At 75.4% G+C, this 22,679-nt stretch carries 21 protein-coding genes; 7 read left to right on the forward strand and 14 right to left on the reverse strand.

Annotation, left to right across the window (positions count from 1 at the left end; translation table 11 throughout):
- Nucleotides 1–35 precede the first annotated feature (35 nt).
- The 5 genes from J3473_RS05150 to J3473_RS05170 all read right to left on the reverse strand — a co-directional run bounded on the left by J3473_RS05150 (nucleotide 36) and on the right by J3473_RS05170 (nucleotide 4,527).
- The gene (locus J3473_RS05150) at nucleotides 36–677 is read right to left on the reverse strand and encodes a TetR/AcrR family transcriptional regulator (RefSeq protein ID WP_207022195.1); all 642 of its coding nucleotides are present in this window, start codon (nucleotides 675–677) and stop codon (nucleotides 36–38) included.
- A 184-nt stretch (nucleotides 678–861) separates the two neighbouring features.
- Complete coding sequence (locus J3473_RS05155; protein WP_207022196.1) at nucleotides 862–1,725, reverse strand: transposase; 864 nt, start codon at nucleotides 1,723–1,725, stop codon at nucleotides 862–864.
- A 40-nt stretch (nucleotides 1,726–1,765) separates the two neighbouring features.
- Complete coding sequence (locus tag J3473_RS05160) at nucleotides 1,766–2,479, reverse strand: hypothetical protein (protein ID WP_207022197.1); 714 nt, start codon at nucleotides 2,477–2,479, stop codon at nucleotides 1,766–1,768.
- 56 nt (nucleotides 2,480–2,535) lie between these two features.
- Nucleotides 2,536–3,513: a catalase family peroxidase gene (locus J3473_RS05165; protein ID WP_207022198.1), complete on the reverse strand. Its 978-nt coding sequence runs from the start codon at nucleotides 3,511–3,513 to the stop codon at nucleotides 2,536–2,538.
- Nucleotides 3,514–3,600: 87 nt separating this feature from the next.
- Nucleotides 3,601–4,527 carry a TIGR03619 family F420-dependent LLM class oxidoreductase gene (locus J3473_RS05170; protein ID WP_207022199.1) on the reverse strand — a complete coding sequence of 309 codons (927 nt, stop codon included), beginning with the start codon at nucleotides 4,525–4,527 and terminating at the stop codon, nucleotides 3,601–3,603.
- Between the two features lie 40 nt (nucleotides 4,528–4,567).
- Between J3473_RS05170 and J3473_RS05175 the strand changes: the two genes are divergently transcribed.
- Complete coding sequence (locus J3473_RS05175; protein WP_207022200.1) at nucleotides 4,568–6,286, forward strand: aminotransferase class V-fold PLP-dependent enzyme; 1,719 nt, start codon at nucleotides 4,568–4,570, stop codon at nucleotides 6,284–6,286.
- A 16-nt stretch (nucleotides 6,287–6,302) separates the two neighbouring features.
- Here the strand turns inward: J3473_RS05175 and J3473_RS05180 are convergent, their stop codons facing one another.
- The gene (locus J3473_RS05180) at nucleotides 6,303–6,620 is read right to left on the reverse strand and encodes a DUF952 domain-containing protein (protein WP_207022201.1); all 318 of its coding nucleotides are present in this window, start codon (nucleotides 6,618–6,620) and stop codon (nucleotides 6,303–6,305) included.
- A gap of 60 nt (nucleotides 6,621–6,680) precedes the next feature.
- On the opposite strand from J3473_RS05180, the gene J3473_RS05185 reads away from it, so the two are divergent.
- On the forward strand, nucleotides 6,681–7,166 hold the full coding sequence (locus tag J3473_RS05185) for a GNAT family N-acetyltransferase (protein ID WP_207022202.1): 486 nt from the start codon (nucleotides 6,681–6,683) through the stop codon (nucleotides 7,164–7,166).
- A gap of 45 nt (nucleotides 7,167–7,211) precedes the next feature.
- Here the strand turns inward: J3473_RS05185 and J3473_RS05190 are convergent, their stop codons facing one another.
- The 4 genes from J3473_RS05190 to J3473_RS05205 all read right to left on the reverse strand — a co-directional run bounded on the left by J3473_RS05190 (nucleotide 7,212) and on the right by J3473_RS05205 (nucleotide 12,056).
- Entirely contained in the window at nucleotides 7,212–7,685 is a 474-nt protein-coding gene (locus J3473_RS05190; protein WP_207022203.1) for a DUF2690 domain-containing protein, read from the reverse strand.
- Between the two features lie 129 nt (nucleotides 7,686–7,814).
- Entirely contained in the window at nucleotides 7,815–9,317 is a 1,503-nt protein-coding gene (locus J3473_RS05195; protein ID WP_207022204.1) for a fused MFS/spermidine synthase, read from the reverse strand.
- On the reverse strand, nucleotides 9,314–11,398 hold the full coding sequence (locus J3473_RS05200; protein ID WP_207022205.1) for an NAD(+) synthase: 2,085 nt from the start codon (nucleotides 11,396–11,398) through the stop codon (nucleotides 9,314–9,316). Before J3473_RS05200 ends, J3473_RS05195 begins: the two co-directional genes overlap by 4 nt.
- A 40-nt stretch (nucleotides 11,399–11,438) precedes the next feature.
- Entirely contained in the window at nucleotides 11,439–12,056 is a 618-nt protein-coding gene (locus J3473_RS05205) for a TetR/AcrR family transcriptional regulator (protein WP_051749975.1), read from the reverse strand.
- A gap of 71 nt (nucleotides 12,057–12,127) precedes the next feature.
- Here J3473_RS05205 and J3473_RS05210 point away from each other — a divergent pair, with 71 nt between their 5' ends.
- Complete coding sequence (locus J3473_RS05210) at nucleotides 12,128–12,760, forward strand: hypothetical protein (RefSeq protein WP_207022206.1); 633 nt, start codon at nucleotides 12,128–12,130, stop codon at nucleotides 12,758–12,760.
- Nucleotides 12,757–14,736: a YhgE/Pip domain-containing protein gene (locus tag J3473_RS05215; RefSeq protein ID WP_207022207.1), complete on the forward strand. Its 1,980-nt coding sequence runs from the start codon at nucleotides 12,757–12,759 to the stop codon at nucleotides 14,734–14,736. The genes J3473_RS05210 and J3473_RS05215 overlap by 4 nt, the downstream gene beginning before the upstream one ends.
- 88 nt (nucleotides 14,737–14,824) lie before the next feature.
- On the opposite strand, the gene J3473_RS05220 is transcribed toward J3473_RS05215, so the two are convergent.
- Together J3473_RS05220 and J3473_RS05225 are read right to left on the reverse strand one after the other, a co-directional pair.
- Nucleotides 14,825–15,331, reverse strand: coding sequence for a DUF2231 domain-containing protein (locus J3473_RS05220; protein WP_207022208.1), 507 nt, complete (start codon nucleotides 15,329–15,331; stop codon nucleotides 14,825–14,827).
- Nucleotides 15,332–15,470: 139 nt separating this feature from the next.
- Complete coding sequence (locus J3473_RS05225; RefSeq protein ID WP_207022209.1) at nucleotides 15,471–16,457, reverse strand: NADPH:quinone oxidoreductase family protein; 987 nt, start codon at nucleotides 16,455–16,457, stop codon at nucleotides 15,471–15,473.
- Nucleotides 16,458–16,574: 117 nt separating this feature from the next.
- On the opposite strand from J3473_RS05225, the gene J3473_RS05230 reads away from it, so the two are divergent.
- Nucleotides 16,575–17,795 (forward strand): MFS transporter, encoded by a 1,221-nt coding sequence (locus J3473_RS05230; protein ID WP_207022210.1) that lies wholly within the window; start codon nucleotides 16,575–16,577, stop codon nucleotides 17,793–17,795.
- Between the two features lie 84 nt (nucleotides 17,796–17,879).
- Here the strand turns inward: J3473_RS05230 and J3473_RS05235 are convergent, their stop codons facing one another.
- Both J3473_RS05235 and J3473_RS05240 read right to left on the reverse strand, forming a co-directional pair.
- Nucleotides 17,880–18,974: an alkene reductase gene (locus tag J3473_RS05235; protein ID WP_207022211.1), complete on the reverse strand. Its 1,095-nt coding sequence runs from the start codon at nucleotides 18,972–18,974 to the stop codon at nucleotides 17,880–17,882.
- A 151-nt stretch (nucleotides 18,975–19,125) separates the two neighbouring features.
- Complete coding sequence (locus J3473_RS05240; RefSeq protein WP_030526307.1) at nucleotides 19,126–19,518, reverse strand: tautomerase family protein; 393 nt, start codon at nucleotides 19,516–19,518, stop codon at nucleotides 19,126–19,128.
- 108 nt (nucleotides 19,519–19,626) lie between these two features.
- On the opposite strand from J3473_RS05240, the gene J3473_RS05245 reads away from it, so the two are divergent.
- Both J3473_RS05245 and J3473_RS05250 read left to right on the forward strand, forming a co-directional pair.
- Nucleotides 19,627–20,424 (forward strand): crotonase/enoyl-CoA hydratase family protein, encoded by a 798-nt coding sequence (locus J3473_RS05245; protein WP_207022212.1) that lies wholly within the window; start codon nucleotides 19,627–19,629, stop codon nucleotides 20,422–20,424.
- Nucleotides 20,421–22,571: a molybdopterin-dependent oxidoreductase gene (locus J3473_RS05250; RefSeq protein WP_207022213.1), complete on the forward strand. Its 2,151-nt coding sequence runs from the start codon at nucleotides 20,421–20,423 to the stop codon at nucleotides 22,569–22,571. Before J3473_RS05245 ends, J3473_RS05250 begins: the two co-directional genes overlap by 4 nt.
- Nucleotides 22,572–22,679 lie beyond the last annotated feature (108 nt).

Raw genomic sequence — 22,679 nt, forward strand, 5'->3', positions numbered from 1 at the left:
GCCTCCGGGGCGGGAGAGGGTCGGGCGGCGGTGGGTCAGGCGGGGCGGACGGCGGTGTCCGGGAGGGCGGGACGGGAGAGGCTGTGCAGGGCGGCGGCGAACATCGCGAGGAAGCCCGGGGCGTCGGTGTCGGTGGGCTCGGTGACGGCGTGGCGGGCCCAGACCCGCAGGGCCGCCTCGCCGGCGCCGACGACGGTGCTCGCGAGGGTGGCGACCTCGAGCTCGGTCGGCCCCGGCCCGAGGCGCTCGCGCAGCCAGGCCTCGAACCAGTCGAGCCAGGCGTGCAGCTCGGCGAGGATGAGGCCCTTGGCGTGCGGGGAGGCCTCGCCGGCGGCGGCGAGGGCGCCGATGCGCTGGACGAGCTCGAGGTCGGAGGGGTCGTCGACGACCGACAGGAGCGAGTCGCGGACCGGCTCGCCGGCCGGGCGGTCCTCGAGGCGGCGGCTCAGCGAGGCGAAGAACTCCGCGACGCTCGCGGTGAGCACCGACTCCACGGAGGGGAAGTAGTTGAAGAAGGTGCGGCGCGAGACCCCGGCGCGGTCGGCGACGGCCTCGGCGGTCACCGCGTCGACGCCCTCGTCCCGGACGATCTGGTACGCCGCGAGGGCGAGGTCGTGGCGGGTCCGCTCGCGCTTGCGGTCGCGCAGCGAGGTCGTCACGCACGTCGGTCGGCTCACCGGACCAGCGTAGGCACTCGTTGCACGCCGGTGCAAATCTGCACCCCCATGCATTCGACAGCCCTCACTCTCGGCGCCTCAGCTTTTCGGGGTCACCCCATCCGCGAACGCGGGTGAAACCGCCGGGAAAGGCCGGCGTGTTCACACACGTTTGCGAAGAGACGGGAGGAGCGGCGGGGCGGGGTCAGGTGGCGCCGGTCAGACGGTCGACGGCGCGGCGGGCGGCGGTGGCGGCCTCCTGCGCGGTGCGCTCGTCGCGGGTGCTCGCGAGCTGCGCCCGGCGGGCGCCGTGCTCGGCCTCGGTGGATGCCGCCAGCCGGTCCTCGAGGTCGGCCACGGCGGCGCGGGCCTCCGCCAGGCGCGCCGCGACCTCCTCCCGACGGCGCGCGGCCGAGGTCGCCCGTCGCCGGGCCTCCTCCGCGGCCACGCGGGCCTGCTCCAGCGCGCCCTCCGCCCGCTCGGCCGCCGTGCGCGCTGCCGCGAGCGCGGCCTCGTCGCGCGCCGCCCGGTCGGCGGTCGCCGCCCGCCGCGCCGGCGGGGTGTCGGCCCCCAGCGCGACGACCCGCGAGAGGTCGACGGGCTCGAGGCCGCTCGCGCTGACGGTGTCGACCATCCGCCCCGTCGCGAGGGCCGCCCCGACCCCGGCGTCGACCATCGCCGAGCGCAGCGTCTCCTCGACCGCCCCGACGACCGCGGCGGACACCGGTTTCCCCTCACCACGCACCGCGTCGACCGCCTGCCGGGCCACGGCGCGGGTCAGCTCGCGCCGCTGGGCGTCGAGGGCGCGCAGCTCGGCGGCCGCCAGCGTGCCTTGCGCCGCCCGCAGCCGGGCGCCGAGATCGAGCACGCCCTCCACCTGCTCCGGGTCGTCGCGGACCAGCCGGTTGAGCACCCACGCCCCGGCCGTCGGCTTCCGCAGCGTGCGCAGGCGCGCGGCCAGCTCCGCGTCACCGGACGACTTCGCCTCCGCCGCAGCCGCGTTGCGGGCCGCGGTGAACTCCTCCGGCAGCAGGCCGTAGAGCTCGTCGGCGACGTCCTCGATGCTCACCCGCCCATCGTCGCAGCCGGAGCCGCGGCCGGCACGCGGCTCAGCCGCCGAGCGACCCGACGGCCCGGGCGACGATGAGCAGCGACACGAGCAGCGCGGCGGTCGCCTGGCTGGCCATGAGGAGCTTGGCCCGGGTGCTCAGCGGCATCGTGTCGGTCGGGCTGAAGGCGCTGGAGTTCGTCACCGACACGTAGAGGTAGTCGACGAACACGGGCACCCAGCCGCTCGCGCGGCTCGACGACACCGCGACCTCGGCGACGGTGTCGTGGTCCTCGTCCTGCGAGAAGCGCCAGTCGGCGGGCGGCAGCCGGTCGCGGCGCTCCCGGTGCCGGGCGACCGGGCCGCCGCGGTCGAGCTCCCAGTAGAGGAGCGCGTAGCCGACGACGCCGGTGAGCCACACCTGCATCCCGCCGAGCAGCAGGCCTCCGGGGCCGGCCGACGGGTCCGAGAGCGTCGCCACGAGCATCCCGAGCGCGACGAGGTTGCTGAGGATGACGACGCACGCCAGCCCGACAGACACCCACCGCGACCACCGCGTCCGCCGGACGAGGCGTACCGGGTTGACGAGGACGAGCGACAGGAGCAGCAGCACCTCGACCGCGGGGATGGCCAGGCGCGGCCCGACGAGCAGCGGCTGCGGCAGCAGCGCGTACGTGACGATGGCGACGAGGACCGCCACCGCCGGCGGCAGGCGGTGCTCGCCCTCGCCCGACCGGCGGTGCTCGAGCTCGGCGTCCAGGTCGTCGTGCGCCATCCTCGGACCGTAGCGCCGCCGACCGCCCGGGACGGCCGGGCGCGGCGGGCGAGCCGTCAGCGCAGGTGCACCGGGCAGGCCGCGCCGCTGCGGCGGCGCACCGACTCGGCGTACACGTACGGCCGGATCCTCAGCACGGGGTCGTCCGAGGGCTCGATGCCGTCGACGAGGCGCATCGGGTCGTAGACGAGCACGTCGTCGTCGTGCTCGCGAGTGGTGTCGGGCCCGGTCAGCTCGAGGGTGCCCATCCCGACCCACTCGCGCTCCGCCGGCCAGGCGCGGCTGGGGTCGGTGACGTCGTCGCCCTCGCCGGCGAGCTGGACGAGGACCCGGAAGCGCACCGGCAGCTCGTCGAGGATGCCGTCGACGAGGTAGTCGACGCCCGCCGTCGCGCGCTCGGCCTCGGGCAGCCGGTGCTCGCCGGCCTCGGGGTCGAGGCGCCAGCGGACCCAGTGGCTCGTGCCGTCGGCGGCGACGAGACGGAAGGCGTTGAGCGAGTGGTAGACCACGGTCGCGAAGCTGCGTGGCGCCGCGGCCACCGTCGCCACGACCTCGCCCGCGGCGGCGACGCCCGGGTGCGCGGCCAGGAAGGCGAGCGTGGCCTCCTCGCCGGCGTGCTGCGCCCGCAGCAGGTCGCGGAAGTCCTCGGGGGTGCCGGCCGGGAAGACCGGCCAGTCCTGGCAGACGAGGTCGGTGCGGCGCCCGTCGGGCAGCGTGAACTTCACCGCCAGGCCGCGGGGGTCGCCGGTGGCGGCGTCGTGCCCGTCGGCGCTGGGGAGGCCGTTGGAGAAGCGGGCGGTGACGGGCACCGGCGGGCCCTCGAGGTGCGGCGCCCGGCTCAGCTCCCGGGCCCGCGGCGTGGGGACGAAGGTGCCGGTGAGGACGACCCCCTTGTGGTGGGTCACCCGCCGGCCGTCCGGCGAGCCGAGCACCTCGACCACGGTGTCGGTCAGCTCCAGCGCGAGGGCGCGCAGGTCAGTCCCCGTCGGCGCCCCCATCCCCCCGGTGCCCCTGTCGTCGCGCGTCGTCGTCATCTCGACCTCCGATGCCAGTGCTCGCCCGACGAGTGTCACCCCGGGCCGCGCCGGTGGCAAGGGGGACGGCGCGCCTGCACCGGTGCGTCAGCGGGGCGCGAAGGCCTCGAGGACCTCGTCGGCGTAGGCGTCCGCGGCCTGCGGGCGGACGCCCGGCGCGACGACCCGCGGCGAGAGGTTGAGGTCGAGCAGGACCTCGGTGACGCCCTGCGCGCCGACCGCCGCGACGTCCTCGAGCACCTGTTCGCGGGTGCCCCGGAAGGGCGCCCGGTCGGGTCCCGGGTCCGTGGCCCGCAGGTCGGGGACGGCGCGCAGGAGGACGCGGACGGCGGCGGGGTCGCGCCCGGCCTCCTCGGCCCCGGCGCGCACCGTCGCGACGTCGCGCCCGAGCCGGTCGAGGTCGTGGCCGCTGGCGGCGACCCACCCCTCCGCCAGGCGACCGGCCCGCCGCAGCGCGGGCGCGGCCGCGCCCCCGACGAGCACCGGCGGGTGCGGCCGCTGCACGGGCCGCGGGGCGACGTGCGAGCGGGGAACGCGGTAGTGCTCGCCGTCGAACTCGACCGGGTCCTCGGTCCAGAGCGCGACGAGGCAGCGCAGGTACTCCTCCATCCGGGCGCCGCGGCCCGTGGTCGGCACGCCGGCCGCGACGTGCTCCTCCGGCATCCAGCCGCTGCCGACGCCGACCGTCAGCCGGCCCTCGCTGAGGACGTCGAGCGAGGCCATCGCCTTGGCCAGCAGCGCGGGTGGGGTGAAGGGGGCGCACACGGTCGCCGTGCCGAGGCCGATGCGCTCGGTGCAGGCCGCGACGTGGGCCAGGGCGACGACGGGATCGAGGACGCTCGCGTGGCCCGGCCCGAGGTCCGAGCCCACGGGCACGAGCGTGCGCTGGAAGGTCCACAGCGAGGCGTACCCGAGCTCCTCGGCGCGGCGGGCGACCTCACGCATGCGGGCCGGCGTGGCCCAGCCGCCCGAGATGGGGAGGCCGAACCCGAGGAGGGGCCGCTGCGCCGTCACGGGGTCACTGTCGCACGGCGGGCGTGGGACGCTGGGGGACATGGCCGACAGCCCCAGCACCGACCGCCGCGCCGACGCCCTCCTCCGGCGGATCCGCGAGTCCGTCATCGGGGAGGACCACGTGATGCAGACCCCGTACGGCCCGCGCCGCGTGACGTACGCCGACTACACCGCGAGCGGTCGCGCGCTGTCGTTCATCGAGGACTTCCTGCGCGACGAGGTCCTGCCCGCATACGCCAACACGCACACCGAGTCCAGCGGCACGGGCCTGCAGACCACCCGGCTGCGGGAGGATGCCCGCCGGATCATCCACGACGCCGTCCACGGGGACGACGACACCGTCGTGGTCTTCGCCGGGTCGGGCTGCACCGGCGCCATCGACAAGCTCGTCGGGGTCCTCGGCCTGCGCGTCCCGAGCGCCCTCGAGGACCGATGGCACCTGACCGACGCGATCCCGGCCGAGGCGCGGCCGGTCGTGTTCATCGGGCCGTACGAGCACCACAGCAACGAGATCCCGTGGCGCGAGACGATCGCCGACGTCGTGACCATCCGCGAGGACGCCGACGGACGTATCGACGCGACCGACCTCGAGGCGCGCCTCGCCGAGCACGCCGGCCGGCCGCTGCTCATCGGGTCCTTCAGCGCGGCGAGCAACGTCACCGGCATCGTCAGCGACACCCATGGCATCTCCGCGCTGCTGCACCGGCACGGCGCGCTCGCGTTCTGGGACTTCGCCGCCGCCGGCCCGTACGTCGACATCGAGATGACCGCGCCGGCCGACGGCGACCCGCTGGCGTACAAGGACGCGATCTTCCTCTCCCCGCACAAGTTCATCGGCGGCCCCTCGACCCCCGGCGTCCTCGTCGCCCGCCGCGAGCTCTTCGCCAACCGCGTGCCGGTGACCCCCGGCGGCGGCACGGTCGCGTACGTCAACCCCGAGGACCACGCCTACCTCCCCGACCCCGCGCACCGCGAGGAGGGCGGCACCCCGGCGATCATCGAGTCGATCCGCGCCGGGCTCGTCTTCCAGCTCAAGGAGGCCGTCGGCGTCGACACCATCCGCGCCCGGGAGGAGCGCTTCCTCGAGCGGGCCGTCACCGCCTGGCGCGACGAGCCGGCGCTGGAGATCCTCGGCAACCTCGAGCTGAAGCGGCTCTCGATCGTCTCGTTCGTCGTCCGCTCCCCCTCGGGCAGCCACCTGCACCACAACTACGTCGTCGCGCTGCTCAACGACCTCTTCGGCATCCAGTCCCGCGGGGGATGCTCCTGTGCCGGCCCCTACGGCCACCGGCTGCTCGGCATCGACCTCGAGCGCAGCCACGAGTTCGAGCGCGAGATCACCGGCGGCTGCGAGGGCATCAAGCCCGGCTGGGTCCGGGTGAACTTCAACTACTTCCTGTCCGACGCGGTCGCCGACTACGTCGTCGAGGCGGTCCGGATGGTCGCCCGCGACGGCTGGCGCCTGCTCGGCGACTACACGTTCTGCCCGGAGACCGGGATGTGGCGCCACCGCCGCGGCGTCGTCGAGCCGCCGGTGCGCCTGGCCGACGTCGTCTACGGCGACGACGGCTCGGTGACGATGCCGGCCTCGGACGCGCGTGGCGGCGAGGAGATGCTCGCAGAGCACCTGCGCGAGGCCGCCGCGGTGCTGGCCGCGGCCGATGCGCCGGACCTCGGCCGGCCGGACCACCACGTCTCGGCCGACTTCGAGCACCTGCGCTGGTTCGACCTGCCCGACGGCGTCGTCGTCCGGGCCTGAGCCCGACCCCGCTTCGTCAGAGGGTGCGGGTGGCGGTGACGGCTCCGGCGTCGAGCGGGCCGTAGAGGTGCGGGAACTGCTCGTCGGTGCCCTCGGGCGCCTCCCACCGCACCGGTGAGCTGAGCCGCTGGGGGTCGATGGTCAGCAGGACGAGCTCGTCGTCGACGTCGGCGTAGAACCGTTCCAGGACACCGGGCCACTGCTCGCTCGTCGAGAGGTGGATGAAGCCCACCTCGCCGAGGGAGAGGCCGTGCGTCGACTGCTCGTAGCGTCCGATCGCGCGGGCCTTCTCCCACTGCTCGGCGTGGGCGATGTGGAAGAGGTCGTCGGTCACGGCAGCAGGGTGCCACGAGTCGGCGGCGTCGGCCCGTCGGGGAGGCGTAGGGTCCGGCGGATGAGCCAGCGCACGCGCCCCGCGACCCGTGACGACGTCCCCGCCATCCAGCGGATGGTCCACGCCCTCGCCGAGTACGAGCGCGAGCCGGACGCCGTCGAGTCCACCGAGCGGCACGTCCTCGAGGCGCTCTTCCCCGACGGCGGCGGCACCTCGACCTTCGCGCACGTCGCCGAGGTCGACGGCGAGGTCGTCGGGATGGCCGTCTGGTTCCTCAGCTACTCGACGTGGACCGGCCGCCACGGCATCTGGCTCGAGGACCTCTGGGTCGACCCGGCGCACCGCGGCTCGGGGCTCGGCAAGGAGCTGCTCGCCGCGCTGGCGCAGGTGTGCGTCGAACGGGACTACCGCCGCCTGGAGTGGTGGGTCCTCAACTGGAACACCCCGAGCATCGGCTTCTACGAGTCCCTCGGCGCCGTGGCGCAGGGCGAGTGGACGACCTACCGGCTCGACGGTGCCGCGCTGGCCGCCCTCGCCGCCGGCTGACCGGCCGGGGTCGGTCCGCCCGACCCCGGCCGGTCGCTCAGGGGCTCAGTACCAGGGCGTCCACGCGGCGTAGACCGTGTTGGTCGCACCGTTGGGGTCGATGATCCCGCGGGCGCGCGCCTTGAGCGGGTCCTTGTCCCAGAGCATCGTCGTGTAGCAGTCCTGCCCGCCCTCGGGCGTGTAGCAGGTGGGCGAGTGCTTGCCGTCGCTGCGCGCGACGTAGCCCTGGGGGACGTACGTCTGGTTCGCGACGGGCTTGACCCCGTGGACGTGGGCCCACGCCGCGTGGCAGTGCACGGAGTACATGAGGTCGACGTACCCCCGGGCGTTGCCGGAGCCGTCGCGGATGATCGTGTGGTAGATGACCTGCTGGTCGGCGCGGCAGCCGACGTCGCGCGGGTGCTTGCCGTTGACGTCGCCGGGGCCGATGGCGGCGAAGGCCGGGGCGGCGGCTCCGACGGCGGTGCCGACGGCGAGCAGTGCGGCGGCCGCGAGGCGGCCGGTCCTGGTGCGGGACATGGGTGTGTGATCCCCCTTGGTGGGGCCGGGGCCCCTCGACGGTGCCCCCCGGGACCGGGCGGCGCCGGGGACGCTACTCGCGCAACCCTGCTGCGGCGACCGGAGCGAGGGGAGGCCTTCAGGAAGGGCTCAGCCGACGGTCGCGGGGGCCCGCGGCGGGTAGGGGGTGAGCAGCTGGTCGACGGGTGCGTGGTCGTCGGTGAGGACCGGTGAGTTGCCGACCCACGCCTCCAGGGCGGCGCCGTCGATGACCTCCCAGTCGAGGTCGCGGGCGGCGATGGCCGCCCGCCACCCGGCGACGTCGATCGGTGCGGCGGAGGCGAGCACGACGAGGTTCCCGCCCCCCTCGCCCCGGGTGGCCGCCGGCGTCGCGGCGAGTGCCACGTGGTCGAACACCGTGCCGAGCGTGCGGACCTCGGCCCGGGCGAAGCCCAGCGGCTCGTGGTCGATGAGGTTGGCGGCGTAGAGCCCGTCGTCGGTCAGCACGCGGCGGACGTCGGTCAGCGCCTCGCGCGTCGTCAGGTGCCACGGCACGCTGACGCCCCCGAACGCGTCGCCGACGACGAGGTCGAGCGTGCCGGACCCCACGGCGCGCAGACCGACCCGGGCGTCCTCCACGCGCACCCGCAGGTCGGGCCCGGTCCGCAGGCCGAGGCGCTCGGTGTCGAGGGCGACGACCCCGGGGTCGATCTCGGAGACCGTGCTCACCGTCCCCGGGCGCTCGGCGGCGAGGAACCGCGGCAGGGTCAGGCCGCCCCCGCCGAGGTGGTGGGCGCGGACGGCGCCGTCGGGCAGCTGGCTCCCGGTCGCGGCGGCGAGGGCCTTGACGTAGGCGAACTCGAGCCTCGTGGGGTCGGCGAGGTCGACGGTCGAGTGGCGCAGGTCGTCGAGGACGAGCACCCGCTCGGTCGGCCGCTCGGGGTCGCTCGTGACGACCGCGCAGTGGTACTTCGTCTCGACGTCGCAGCCGCTCGGCGCGAGCGCGGCGCCCAGCCCGCCGACGACCGTGACGACGGCGGCCGTGCCGGCGAGCCCGCGGCGCGACCCCACCTCGACGACGACTCCGCCGACGACGAGCAGCACGCCGAGCCCGACCATGATCCACGTGACCGGCACCCGCGAGACGAGGACGAAGCCGGTGAGGACCGTGCCGAGGATGGCGCCGGCCGTGCCGAGCCCGGACAGCCGGCCGACGACCGAGCCCGTCTCCTCGAGCGTCGACAGGCGCAGGGCGGTGACGACCGGATGGACCGCCGACAGCAGCGCCCCCGGCACGATGATCGACCCGCCCGCGGCCACGAGGAGGAACGCGCCCCCGGCCAGCCCTGCGGCGCCGCGCACGAGGAACGGCGTCGCGGCGACGACGGCGCCCGACACGACGAGCAGCAGCCCGAGCACCGCCCGGCCGTCGTGCTCGTCGGCCCACCGCCCGCCGAGCCACGACCCCGCCGCGATGGCGGCGAGCGCGAGGCCGATGACGAGGGTGCTCGTCTCGAGGGTGAGGCCGAGGTGCGGTGCGAGGAGCCGCAGCGACACGATCTCGACGACGAGCACCGCTGCGGAGCAGCCGAACACGAGCGCGACGGCCGTGCGCGCACCGATCCGCGGCTCGCGCCGGTCGGACTTCCTCACGCCGACGGGACGTTCGCGTCGAGCTCGGCCAGCCACGCGGCGGCGACGGCGTCCGACGGCATCCGCCAGTCACCGCGCGGCGAGAGCGACCCGCCGGCGACGACCTTCGGCCCGTTGGGGATCGCCGAGCGCTTGAACTGGTTCTGGAAGAACCGGCGCAGGAAGACGCCCATCCACTGCCGGATCGCCGGCAGCTCGTGCGCGACGCGGTCTCGCTCGGGGTAGCCGGCCGGCCAGGCCCCGGCGGAGGCGTCGCGCCACGCGTGCTCGGCGAGGAAGGCGATCTTGCTCGGCCGGTACCCCCAGCGCAGGACGTGGAAGAGCGTGAAGTCGTGGAGGCCGTAGGGGCCGATGGTGTCCTGGGTCGACTGGATCTTCTCGCCCTCGCGCGCCGGCACGAGCTCGGGGCTGATCTCGGTGTCGAGGATGGCCAGCAGCGTCTCGTCCGCCCCGGCGTCCCCGAGCTCGCCGTGCGAGACGACCCAGCGGATGAGGTGCTGGATCAACGTCTTCGGGACGCCGGCGTTGACGCCGTAGTGCGACATCTGGTCGCCGACGCCGTACGTGCACCAGCCCAGCGCGAGCTCGCTGAGGTCACCGGTGCCGAGGACGATGCCGCCGCGCTGGTTGGCCGCGCGGAAGAGGACGTCGGTGCGCAGCCCGGCCTGGACGTTCTCGAAGGTCACGTCGTACACGGGCTCGCCGTCGCCGGCGGGGTGGCCGAGGGCCTTGAGCATCTGCGTGGCGAGCGGCCGGATGTCGACCTCCTCCCACTCGATGCCGAGCGCCTCCATGAGCGCGACCGCGTTGCTCTTCGTCCCGGCGCTCGTCGCGAAGCCGGGCATCGTCAGGCCGAGGACGTGGGTGCGGGGCAGGCCGAGCCGGTCGCAGGCCTTGACCGCGACGATGAGCGCGTGCGTCGAGTCCAGTCCGCCCGAGACGCCGATGACGATGCGCGGCAACCGGGCCGGGTCTCCGCCGCCGATCGAGCGCATCCGCTGCTCGAGCCCGGAGACCTGGATGTTGTACGCCTCGTAGCAGTCCTGGGCCAGGCGCGACTCGTCGTCGGGCACGAACGGGAACCGGTCGACGACGCGGCGCAGCCCGAGGTCGCCGGCGGGCGGCCGCAGCCGGAACGGGACGACGCGGAAGCCGGACTCTTCGGCGGCGTACGCGGAGGCGTTGTCGTCGAAGGAGCCGACGCGCATCCGCTCCTGGCGCAGCCGGTCGAGGTCGACGTCGACGACGGTGCGCCGCGGGCCGTCGGGGAACCGCTCGCTCGCGCCGAGCAGCTCGCCGAGCTCGTAGGCCATCGTCATGCCGTCCCACGAGAGGTCGGTGCTCGACTCGCCCGCACTCGCGGCCGCGTAGAGGTAGGCGGCGTCGCAGCGGGCGCTGGCGCTGCGGGCGAGGAGGTGGCGGTCCTCGGCGCGGCCGACGGTGATGGGGGAGGCCGACAGGTTGAGCAGCACCGTGGCGCCGGCGAGGGCGGCCTCGTGGCTCGGCGGCACCGGCACCCAGAGGTCCTCGCAGACCTCGGCGTGGACGACGAGCCCCGGCACGTCGTCGGCGGTGAAGAGCAGGTCCGGCCCGAAGGGGACCTCGCCGTCGACGTCGGAGCCGGGCCACTGCGGCCGGACGAGGTTCTGGCCCTCCTGCCCGGTGCCCGCGGCAAACCAGCGCTTCTCGTAGAACTCGCGGTACGTCGGGAGGTAGGACTTCGGGGCGACGCCGAGCACCTCACCGCGGTGGATGACGACCGCGCAGTTGTAGAGCCGGTTCGCGTGCCGCAGCGGCGCGCCCACGACGACGACGGGGGTGAGGCCGACGGTCGCCTCGGCGAGCGACACGACCGCGCGGTCGACCGCGTCGAGGAGGACGTCCTGGAGGAACAGGTCGTCGACGGCGTACCCGGACAGGGAGAGCTCGGGGAAGAGCGCCACCGCCACGCCGTCGTCGTGGCAGGCCCGCACCTGCTCCCCGATGCGTCGCGCGTTCTCCGCGGGGTCGGCGAGGGCGACGGGCAGGGTGCACGCCGCGACCCGGGCGAACCCCTGGGCGTAGACGTTCCGGAACTCCATGACCCGAGGCTAGTCGGCGCGCGCCGGCGCCGGCCGCGGGTCAGTCGGCGAGGACGACCGCCTGCATGAAGCGCGTGGCGGACTCGACGAGCTCGTCGAGGGCGGTGTCGTCGGGGGCCTCGAGGGCGCGCAGGGCGACCTCGTTGAGCCCGCCGACGACGCAGACCGCCTCGAGGTGGCTCAGCCGGCGGACGGCCGTGCCGGCCTCGCGGGCCTGGTCGAGCATCCGCAGGAGGGTGTCGGCGTGGCGGTCGACGACCTCCTGCCGGGCCGCGACCCCGCGCTCGCCGATCGTCTGGACGTCGACGACGTGCGCGCGGCCGAGCGCGCGGTCCTCGGTGACGTAGGTGAGGAAGGCGCGCGCGGCGTCCTGGAGCTGCACCGTGGCGGGGGTGGCGCCGGGGGAGAGCGCGGCGTCGACGGCGTCCATCAGCTCGCCGCTGCGGGTGCGGTAGAGCGCGAGGAAGCACTCCTCCTTGTCGTCGAAGTGCTCGTAGAAGGTGCGCTTCGAGGTGCCGGCGAGGCGCGCGACGTCGGCGATCGTCGTCGCCGCGAGGCCCTTGTCGGCGACCGCGGCGGCGAGCCCGGCCTCGAGGCGCTCGCGCACCGGTCGGGTGCGGTCGAGGCCCGGGACGGCGGTGGTGGAGGTGCGGCTCATGCTGGTACTGTACCGTACCAACGAACCCGGTACCAGTCGGTACCACCCGTCCCCAGCCCAGGAGCACCCTCGTGCAGCTCACCGCCGACGCCGTCGCGGTCGCCGGGACGCGCAGTCCCCTCGTGCGGCCGACGTCCTTCACCGCACCGCCCTCCCACGTCACCCCGGTGGCCGGCGACCCCGGCTACGGCCAGGTCGCGCTGGCCCTCGCCCTCGGCGGCCGGATGCCGGTGGCGGCCGGGAGCGTCCTCCTCGACGGCCTGGACGACGCCGCGCTGCGGCGCCGGCACGTCGCCCTCGTCGACGTCCCCGAGGTCTCCAGCCCCGAGGACGGGCTCGCCGTGCACCACGTCGTCGCCGAGGAGCTCGCCTTCGCCGGGCGCCCCTCCGGTCGTGCGGCGGTCGCGGAGTTCCTCGACCGGCACGGCGTGCTCGCCGCGGCGGACGAGCCCTTCGAGCGGCTGGCCGCGCAGGAGCGCGTGCGGGTGCTCACCTCCGCCGCCGCCGAGCGGGCGGCCACCCGCGTCCTCGTCGTCACCAACCCCGACCGCCGCGGCGGCGACCCCCGCCTGTGGTGGCCGATCCTCACCGCGCACGCGGCCTCCGGCCTCACCGTCGTCGTCCAGCTGACCCACGCGACGATGCGCCAGCTCGGCCTCGCCGTCCGTGCCGAGCTCGGCTCGACCGAGGAGGTGGCCGCGTGACCGCCCTGCGCCTGGCCCTCACCGAGCTGCGCCGCATCGGCGCCAGCCGGGTCGGCCGCCTCGCGCTCGTCGCGATGGTCCTCGTCCCGTCGATCTACGGCGGTCTCTACCTCTACGCGAACGACGACCCCTACGGCCGCCTCAGCGAGGTGCCCGCGGCGCTCGTCGTCGAGGACGAGGGCACGACCCTCTCCGGGGGCGAGCGGCTCCAGGTCGGCGACCAGGTCGCCGAGGAGCTCCTCTCCAAGAACACCTTCGACTGGTCGCGGGTGAGCCGGCAGCGCGCCGACTCCGGTCTGCGCGACGGCGACTACGACCTCGTGCTCGTCCTCCCCGAGGACTTCTCCACCGACCTCGCGAGCAGCGCGACGAACGACCCGCGGCAGGCCCGGCTCGAGATCCGCACGAACGACGCGAACAACTACCTGGCCCGCACCATCGCGAACACCCTCGTCAGCCAGGTCACCGCCTCGGTGGCCGAGCAGGTGAGCAGCACGGCCGCCAGCCGCTTCCTCGAGGGCTTCTCCGACATCCACGCCCAGGTCGTCGACGCCGCCGACGGCGCACAGCAGCTGGCCGACGGCGCGCAGAAGGCGTCCGCCGGTGCGGGCGACCTCGCCGACGGCGCCGACCAGCTGCTCGCCGGCCAGAAGAAGCTCTCCGCCGGGGCGGGCGACCTCGCCGACGGCGCCGGCGCGCTGAGCTCCGGGCTCGAGACGCTGCGCTCGCGCACCTCCTCCCTGCCGAGCCAGACCGAGCAGCTCGCCGACGGCGCACGGCAGGTGAGCGACGGCGACGCGAAGGTCGCCGCCGCCGGCCGTCAGGTCGCGGACGCCGCCGACACCCTCCTCGGTGACCTCACCGCCACGCGGGGGCAGCTCGCCGGCGACCTCGCCGCGGCCGGCCTCACCGACGAGCAGGTGCAGACCGTCCTCGAGCGGGTCGACGCCCTCTCCGGGCCGGTCACCGACGCGAACGTGAAGGTCCAGTCGACCGCCGACGACCTCGACGCCCTCGCCTCCGGCGCCGACCGCGTCGCCGACGGTGCCGAGCAGCTCGCCGCCGCGGCGCCGCGCCTCAGCCGGGGCATCGCCGACGCCGCCACCGGCAGCGCGACGCTCTCGTCGGGCGCGCAGCAGCTGGCCGCCGGTGAGCGGGAGGCGGTCTCGGGCACCTCGCGCCTGGCCTCCGGCGCGCACGACCTCGACGACGGTCTCGGCGACCTGTCCTCCGGCGCGACCGAGCTCGCCGACGGCCTCGGGAAGGGCGTCGACGACATCCCCGACCCCTCGGCCGAGCAGCGCAAGGCGATGGCGCAGACCATCGGCAGCCCGGTCGCGGTCGACCGCGACGCCGAGGCCGCGGCGGCCAGCTACGGCGCCGGCCTCGCCCCGTTCTTCATGAGCCTCGCGCTGTGGATCGGCGGGTTCGTCCTCTTCACCCGGATGCGTGCCCTCTCGTCACGGGCCCTGGCCGCCGGGCAGCCCGCGTGGCGGGTGGCCCTCGGGGGCTGGCTCGCGCCGGCGCTGCTCGGCGGGGCGCAGGCGCTCGTGGCCTTCGGCGTCGTCGCGCTCGGTGTCGGCATCGACGTGGCGCACCCGGTCCTGCTGGGGCTGTTCATGGTCGGGGTGTCCGCGGCCTTCATCGCCGTCATCCACGTGCTCATGGCGCGGTTCGGTGTCGTCGGCCAGTTCATGGCCCTCGTACTCATGGTGCTCCAGCTCGTGAGCGCCGGCGGCACCTTCCCCTGGCAGACCCTGCCGGCGCCGCTGCACCCCCTGCACCACGTGCTGCCGATGAGCTACGCGGTCGACGGCGTCCGGCGGCTCATGTACGGCGGGCCGATGGCGCCGCTCGCGCTCGACGTCGCCGTCGTCGGCGGGTGGGGCCTGGCCGCGCTCGCGCTCGCGGCGCTCGCCGCGCGTCGCGCCGGGACGTGGACCGCGGCCCGGGTCAAGCCCGAGCTCGTCGCCTGACCCGGGCCGCTGCTGCCCGCCCCCGGACGTGGCTGGACCCGCCGGTGGTCACCGGCGGGTCCACACGCGGTCGCGGGGAGGGGGTCCGTCAGTCGGAGTCGCCGCCGCCCTGGGCCGGCTGGGAGCCCACGCCGCTCCAGACGGCCTTGGCCCCCGAGTGGCCGACGAGGACGACGTCGACGGTGAGGCCGACGGCGGCCAGCACCCCGACGACGAGGAGGATGCGCAGCGCCCCCGAGGCCTTGCGCGGGCCGTCCGCGACCTCGCGCGGCGTCCGCTTCCACAGGAGGTAGATCGCCCAGCTGAGGATGGCCACACCGAGGACGATGATCGGGAGGACGTCGCCGAGCTCGGCATGGGCCTCGACGAGCTCACCCTCGCCGACGCGCCGCTCCAGCGCCTCGCCGGACTCCTTGGCGACGAAGCCGCTGATCGCGGTGACGGTGGCGAGCAGGGGGAGGGCGATGCCGATCCGTGCCCGGAGCTTCTCGGAGAGGGCGAAGAGGACGAGCAGGAGCGCCGTCAGCGGCGCGAGGACGACGACCGCGTGCACGACCAGGGCGTGCACGGGGATGCCGAAGATGGTGTCGAACACGGGAGTACCTCCCAGGCAGGGCGTGGCTGATCCACGGGTGTGGACACACTCTGCCGCGCGCGGGGGCCCGCAACCGTCAAGAGAGCGTCAAGCCCACCTGAGACTTTCGGGCAGTGTCCGCAGGTCGTATCGCCGCAGGTCAGGGGGTGAGCAGGACCTTGCCGGTCGCCCGCCGACCTTCGACGGCCTCGAGCGCCGCGACGACCTCGTCGAGGGCCCGGACCTCGCCGAGCACGGGGTCGACCGAGCCGTCGCGCAGGAGCGGCAGCAGGGCGTCCCACTGCGTGCGCAGGTAGGCCGCGCCCGGACCGGCCGGGTGGGTCCACCACGCACCCCACCCGACCCCGGCGAGGGAGAGGTTGTTGAGCAGCAGCCGGTTGACCTTCACCTCGGGGATGGAGCCGGCCGTGAAGCCGATGACGAGGTGCCGGCCGCCGGGGGCCAGCGCGCGCAGCGAGTCGGTGAGCCGGTCCCCGCCGACGGGGTCGACGACGACGTCGACGCCCCGGCCGGCGGTGAGGTCGGCGACGGCCTCCCGGAAGCCGTCGACCGGGAGCACCTCGTCCGCACCGGCTGCCCGGGCCACGTCTCCCTTGGCCTCGCTCGAGACGACGGCGAGCACCCGGGCGCCCCACGCCCGGGCCAGCTGGACCGCCGCGGTGCCGACGCCGCCGGCCGCGCCGTGGACGAGCACCGTCTCGCCGGGCTGCAGCCGGGCGCGCTCGCGCAGGGCGAAGTCGCAGGTCAGGTAGTTCATCGGCAGGGCGGCGCCCTGCGACCACGTCGTGTCGTCCGGGAGCGGGAAGACCATCGCGGGGTCGACGGCCACGGCCTGCGCGAAGCCCCCGAGGACGCAGAACGCCGCGACCCGGTCGCCGGGCGCGTACTCGCTGCCGGGCGGCGCCGAGCGCACGACCCCGGCGACCTCCGAGCCCGGGACGAACGGCGGGTCGGGGCGCATCTGGTACTGCCCGCGGGTCAGGAGCACGTCGGGGAAGCAGACCCCGGCGGCCGCGACGTCGACGACGACCTTCCGCTCGGCCCCGTCGGCCTCCGCCGGGTCCGGCAGGTCGACCACCTCCACGGCCTCGGGTCCGTCGAGCCGGGTCACCTGGGCTGCGCGCATCCCGCCATCCTAGGAACGACGGGACGCGCGGCGGCCGCCGTGTGAACACCGGGTGACATCCGGCCCGGATCCGCCGAGCCGGGAATGCCCGGGGCGCCGCGGGGCCTTGCACTCCCCGTGCCCCAGCCCCGACACGCCTCCCTCGTCACGTTCGCCCTCATCCTCGGCGGCATCGCCATCGGCACGACGGAGTTCGTGACGATGGGCCTGCTCCCCGAGATCGCGGACGGCGTCGGCGTCTCGATCCCCACGGCGGGGCACGCCATCTCGGCCTACGCGGCCGGGGTCGTCGTCGGCGCGCCCCTCATCGCCGCGCTCGGGGCGACGCTGCCCCGCAAGGGCCTGCTCGTCGGGCTCATGGTCGCGCTCGCCGTGGGCAACTCCCTCAGCGCGCTGGCCCCGGGCTACGAGACGCTCGTCGGCGCGCGCTTCCTCGCGGGCCTGCCGCACGGTGCCTACTTCGGGGTCGCGGCGCTCGTGGCCGTCGACCTCGCGCCCGCGGGCCGCGCCGGCCGGGCCGTCGGCACGGTGATGCTCGGCATCCCGGTCGCCAACGTCCTCGGCGTGCCGGGGGCGACGTGGCTCGGGCAGACGCTCGGCTGGCGCTCGGCCTACTGGCTCGTCGTCGTGCTCGGCCTCCTGACCGTCGCGCTCGTCCTCGCCCAGGTCCCGCACCTGCCGGGCGACCGCAGCCGGACGGTCCGGTCCGAGCTGTCGGCGCTGACCAACGTCCAGGTGCTGCTGACCCTCGCGGTCGCGGCCATCGGCTTCGGCGGCATGTTCGCGATGTACTCCTACATCGCGCCGACGGTCACCGACGTCACCGGGCTGCCGGCCTCCGCCGTGCCGCTGTTCCTCCTCGTCTTCGGCGCCGCCGGGTTCGTCGGCAACCTCGTCGCCGGACGGATGGGCGACTGGTCGGTGCTGCGCTCGATCGTCATCGGGATGGTCGGGCTCGGGGTCGCCCTCGGCCTCTTCGCCCTCGTCGCGCAGTGGGCCGTGCCGGCGCTCGTCGTGCTCGCGCTCGCGTCGGTCCTCGCGTCGGTGCTCGTCATCAACCTCCAGCTGCGGCTGATGCAGGTCGCCGGCGAGGCACAGACCCTCGCGGCGGCGGGCAACCACGCGGCGCTCAACCTCGCGAACGCGCTCGGCGCCTGGCTCGGCGGCGTCGTCATCGCCCGCGGCTACGGCTACACCGCGCCCTCGTGGGTCGGCGTGGGGCTCGCGGTGCTCGGCCTCGGGGTGCTCGGGGTGTCGGTGCTCCTGCACCGGCGCACCGTCCGCGCCCGGTCCGAGGAGCAGCGCCCGGTGCCGGCCGGGGCGACGACCTCCGCCTGACCGCCCGCAGGATCCTCCGAACGCGTGTGAACCCGCCGGGGAGGCCCGGCGGGTTCACACGCGTTCGCTGCTGGTGGGGCGGCCTCAGGCCGACTTCTGCTCCTGCTCGTCGTCGAGGAACGGGTAGTCGGTGTAGCCCTCGGCGCCACCGCCGTAGAAGGTGTCGGCGTCGGGCTCGTTGAGCTCGGCGTCCTCCCTCCAGCGGCGGGGGAGGTCCGGGTTGGCGAGGAAGAGGCGCCCGACGACGACCGCGTCGGCGTGCCCGCCGGAGACGAGCTCCTCGGCGCTCTCCTTCGTCGTCACCTCGGCGAAGCCGGTGTTGAGGAGGAAGACGCCGTCGTGGAGGTCGCGGATACGGGCAGTCACCTCGGCCTGCGGGTCGGCGAGCACCGACACGTAGGCGATGCCGAGGTCGCGGATGCCCTCCATGAACGCCGTGTAGGTGGCGAGCACGTCGGCCGGGTCCTCCTCGGTGGCGCCCTGGATGTTGTGCGCCGGCGAGAGCCGCAGGCCGACCTTGTCGGCGCCGATCGCGTCGACGACGGCGCGGACGACCTCGACGCCGAAGCGGGCGCGGTTCTCGGGGGAGCCGCCGTAGCCGTCGGTGCGGTGGTTCGAGCCGGGCGCGAGGAACTGGTGGATGAGGTAGCCGTTGGCGCCGTGGACCTCGACACCGTCGAGGCCGGCCTCGACCGCGCGGCGGGAGGCGTCGACGTACTCGTCGACGACGGAGGGGATCTCGTCCTCGGCCAGCTCGCGCGGCACCGGGTGCGGCTTCATCCCGTCGGCGGTGAACATCTCGCCGGGGGCGGCCAGCGGGCTCGGGGCGACGGTCTCGAGGCCGTGCTTGTTGTCCGGGTGGGCGACCCGCCCGGCGTGCATCAGCTGGACGACGATGCGGCCGCCCTCGCCGTGCACGGCGTCGGCGACCTTGCGCCAGCCCTCGACCTGCGCGTCGCTGTGGATGCCGGGGGTCGTCAGGTAGCCCTGGCCGACGGCGCTCGGCTGCGTGCCCTCGGTGATGACGAGGGCGGCCGAGGCGCGCTGGCGGTAGTACTCGACCTGGAGGTCGGTGGGGACACCGTCCGCGTCGGCGCGGTTGCGGGTCAGCGGCGCCAGCACGATGCGGTGCGGCAGCTCGCCGAAGGGGGTGGGCAGGGGGGTGAACAGGTCGGGCACGGGGTGTCCTGTCTCTCGGGGGTGGGGGGCGCGAGCGGCCCGCCTCGTGGGCGGGCCGTCCCGTCATCCTGTTGAGGGTTCAACCACCTGCGGGCCCGGTCATTCCCCCGAGACCGGTCGCTGTCGAAGCCTCGGGGTGGGCCCGGCCGGGTCAGAGGTCGCCGGTGAGGAACTGTGCGACGCCGTGGCCGAAGGACCAGTCGGCCGTCGTGTTCTCGACGACCGACACGATGAGGTCGGTGCCGGCGAGGCCGCACTCGGCCCCCAGCCGCTCGGCGAGCCCGGCGTACAGGGCCTGCTTCTGCTCGGTGCTGCGGCCCTGCTGCACGACCTGGACGAGGACGACGTCGTCGGTGCGCTCGAAGCCCAGCCCGGTGTCCTCGACGACGATGCCGCCCGGCTTGTGCTCGGTGATCAGCTGGTAGCGGTCGCGGGGCGGGGCCGCGAAGCGCTCGCGCATCACCTCCTGGACGACGTCGGCGAGGCGGCGGAGCTCGGCGGCGTCGCGCCGGCCCTCGATGACGTGGAGGTGGACGAGCGGCACGGGCTTCTCCTCGGGGTGCGACGGGCGGGACCCCGGCGACAACGCCGGGTCGTGGGCGGGGTGTTCCGGGCCGGGACGCCGGCGGTCGCCCGCCCGTACGCTGACCGCATGTCCGCGCCCGTGTCCTGCACCGTCGACGGCGGCATCGCGCAGGTCCGCCTCGACCGCCCCGACAAGCTCAACGCCCTGACCCTCGACACGCTCGAGGCGCTCGTCGAGACCGCCCGGTCGCTGCGGCGCGACCGCACGCTGCGCGGTGTCGTGCTCGGCGGTGCCGGGGACTCCTTCTGCGCGGGGCTCGACTTCGCGACGGTGCTGCGCGAGCCCCCGCGGGTCGCGCGGGCGTTCGTGCCCCGGCCGTGGCGCGGCACCAACCTCTTCCAAGAGGCGTGCTGGGCCTGGCGGCGGCTGCCCGTGCCGGTCGTCGCGGCCGTCCACGGCCACTGCTACGGCGGGGGTCTGCAGATCGCGCTCGCCGCCGACCTGCGGATGACGACGCCGGACGCGCAGTGGTCGGTGCTCGAGGCGCGGTGGGGGCTCGTCCCGGACATGAGCGGGGTGCAGGCGCTGTCTCAGCAGGTGCGCCTCGACGTCGCCAAGCGGCTGACGATGACGGGCGAGGTGGTCAGCGGCACGCGCGCGGTCGAGCTCGGCCTCGCGAGCGAGGTGCACGACGAGCCGTTCGTCGCCGCGACCCGCTTCCTCGAGGAGGTCGCGACGCGCTCGCCCGATGCGGTCGCCGCGACCAAGCGCATCTTCGAGCGGACGTGGAGCGCCGGCCCGCGCCGGACCTTCGCCCGCGAGCGGCTGGAGCAGGCGCGGCTGCTGGGGCGCGGCAACACGAAGGTCGCCCGGGAGGCCGCGTTCCGGCGCGAGGCGCCCTCGTTCGGGCCGCGCGCGCGATGACGGCCACGACGCAGCGGGCGTCCTGCACGCTCTGCGAGGCGATGTGCGGCCTCGTCGTCACGAAGGGCTCCTCCGGCGCGGTCACCGGCATCCGCGGCGACGACGCCGACCCGCTGTCGCGGGGGCACCTGTGCCCCAAGGCGTTCGCGCTGCCGCAGCTGCAGGACGACCCGGACCGGCTGCGGCGCCCCCTCGTCCGCGGGGCCGGCGGCGAGCTGCACGAGGCGACGTGGGACGAAGCGTTCCGGCGTGCGGCCGAGCTGCTCGCCGGTGTCCAGCGCGAGCACGGTGACGACACGCTCGCCGTGTACCTCGGAAACCCGAACGTCCACAGCCTGGGCGCGCTGACCCACCACCCGACGCTCGTGCGGCTGCTGCGCACCCGGACCCGCTTCTCCGCGACCTCGGTCGACCAGCTGCCGCACCACGTCGTCGCGCACGCGCTCTACGGCCACCAGTTCCTCCTGCCGGTGCCCGACATCGACCGCACCGACCTCCTCGTGCTCGTCGGCCACAACCCGATGGCGTCCAACGGCTCGCTGTGGACGGTGCCGGACTTCCCCGGGCGCCGGCGCGAGCTCGCGTCGCGCGGAGGGCGCCTCGTCGTCCTCGACCCGCGGCGCACCGAGACCGCCCGCGTCGCGGATGCGCACCACTTCGTCCGGCCCGGCTCGGACGCCGCGGTGCTGCTGGCCCTCGTCCGGGAGGTGCTGGCCTCCGGCCGGGCGCGGCCCGCGCCGTGGGTCGACGGCGTCGACGCCGTCCGCACGGCCGTCGAGCCGTTCACGCCGGAGCTCGCCGAGCGGGTGAGTGGGATGCCGGTCGAGGCCGTGCGCGCCCTGGCCCGCGACCTCCTCGACGCGCCCTCGGCCGCGGTCCACGGCCGGATGGGCGCCTCGACGCAGGCGCACGGGGTTGTCTGCCAGTGGGCGGTCCAGCTGCTCAACGTCCTCACGGGCAACCTCGACCGGCCGGGCGGCACGATGCTTACGACCCCGGCCGTCGACCTCGTCGGGCGTGGCGTGCTCTCGCCGGGAGGGTTCTCGCGCAGGCGCACCCGCGTCCGCGGGCTGCCGGGGTTCGGGGGCGAGCTGCCGGTGTCGACCCTCGCCGAGGAGATCGCGACGCCCGGCGAGGGACGCGTCCGGGCGCTGCTGACCATCGCCGGCAACCCCGTGTCGTCGACCCCCGGCGGGCACCGGCTCGACGCCGCGCTCGGCACGCTCGACGCCGTCGTCTGCGTCGACTTCTACCTCAACGAGACAACCCGCCACGCCGACGTCGTCCTGCCGCCGACCGGCCCGCTGGAGCGCGACCACTACGACCTCGTCTTCCACCTGCTCGCCGTCCGCGACACCGCGCGCTTCACGCCGGCCGTCCTGCCCAAGGACCCCGGCGGGCGCCACGACTGGGAGATCGCGCGCGACCTCGGCCTCGCGTACCTCCGCGCCCGGGGCGCCGGTCCGCGGCAGCGGCTGTCGCGGGCCGCGCTGGCGCTCGAGGCCCGTCTGCGGACCTCACCGACCCGCCAGCTCGACGTCCTGCTGCGCACCGGTGGTGCCGGCCTGTCGGTGCGCCGGCTGCGCGCGGCCGGGCCCGGTGGCCTCGACCTCGGCCCGCTGCGGCCGCGGCTGCCCGGCCGGCTGCGGACCCGGGACAAGCGGGTGGACCTCGCGACGCCGCTCGTGCTCGACGCGCTGCCCGGGGTGCTCGCGGCGCTCGAGGGTGGCGGTGACGGTGGGCTCGTGCTCGTCGGCCGGCGCCACCAGCGCGACAACAACTCGTGGCTGCACAACGCGCCGGTCCTCACGAAGGGGCGTCCGCGGCACGCGCTGCTCGTCCATCCCGACGACCTCGCGGCGCACGGGCTCTCCGACGGCGAGCGGGTGCGGGTCACGTCGGCGGTCGGCGAGGTGGTCGTCGAGGCGGCGGCCAGCGCCGACGTCATGCCCGGGGTCGTCTCCCTCCCGCACGGCTACGGGCACGCGCGCGAGGGCGTGCGGATGCGCACCGCCACGACGCTGCCGGGGGTGTCGGTCAACGACCTCACCGACCCCGGGGTCGTCGACCCGCTGAGCGGCAACGCGGTCCTCAGCGGCGTCCCGGTCACCCTCGCCCCCGCCCAGGCGCCGGCTACACCGCAGTAAGTGACGTTGCAACGTCACGTACGCCGGCTACACCGCAGTAGGTGACGCTGCAGCAGCACGTACTGCGGCGTAGCCCGCAGCGGGTCACGGGGCGCGGTCGCCGCTGAC

The organism is Phycicoccus sp. DTK01 (genome assembly GCF_017312765.1).
GTDB classification, from domain to species: domain Bacteria; phylum Actinomycetota; class Actinomycetes; order Actinomycetales; family Dermatophilaceae; genus Phycicoccus; species Phycicoccus jejuensis.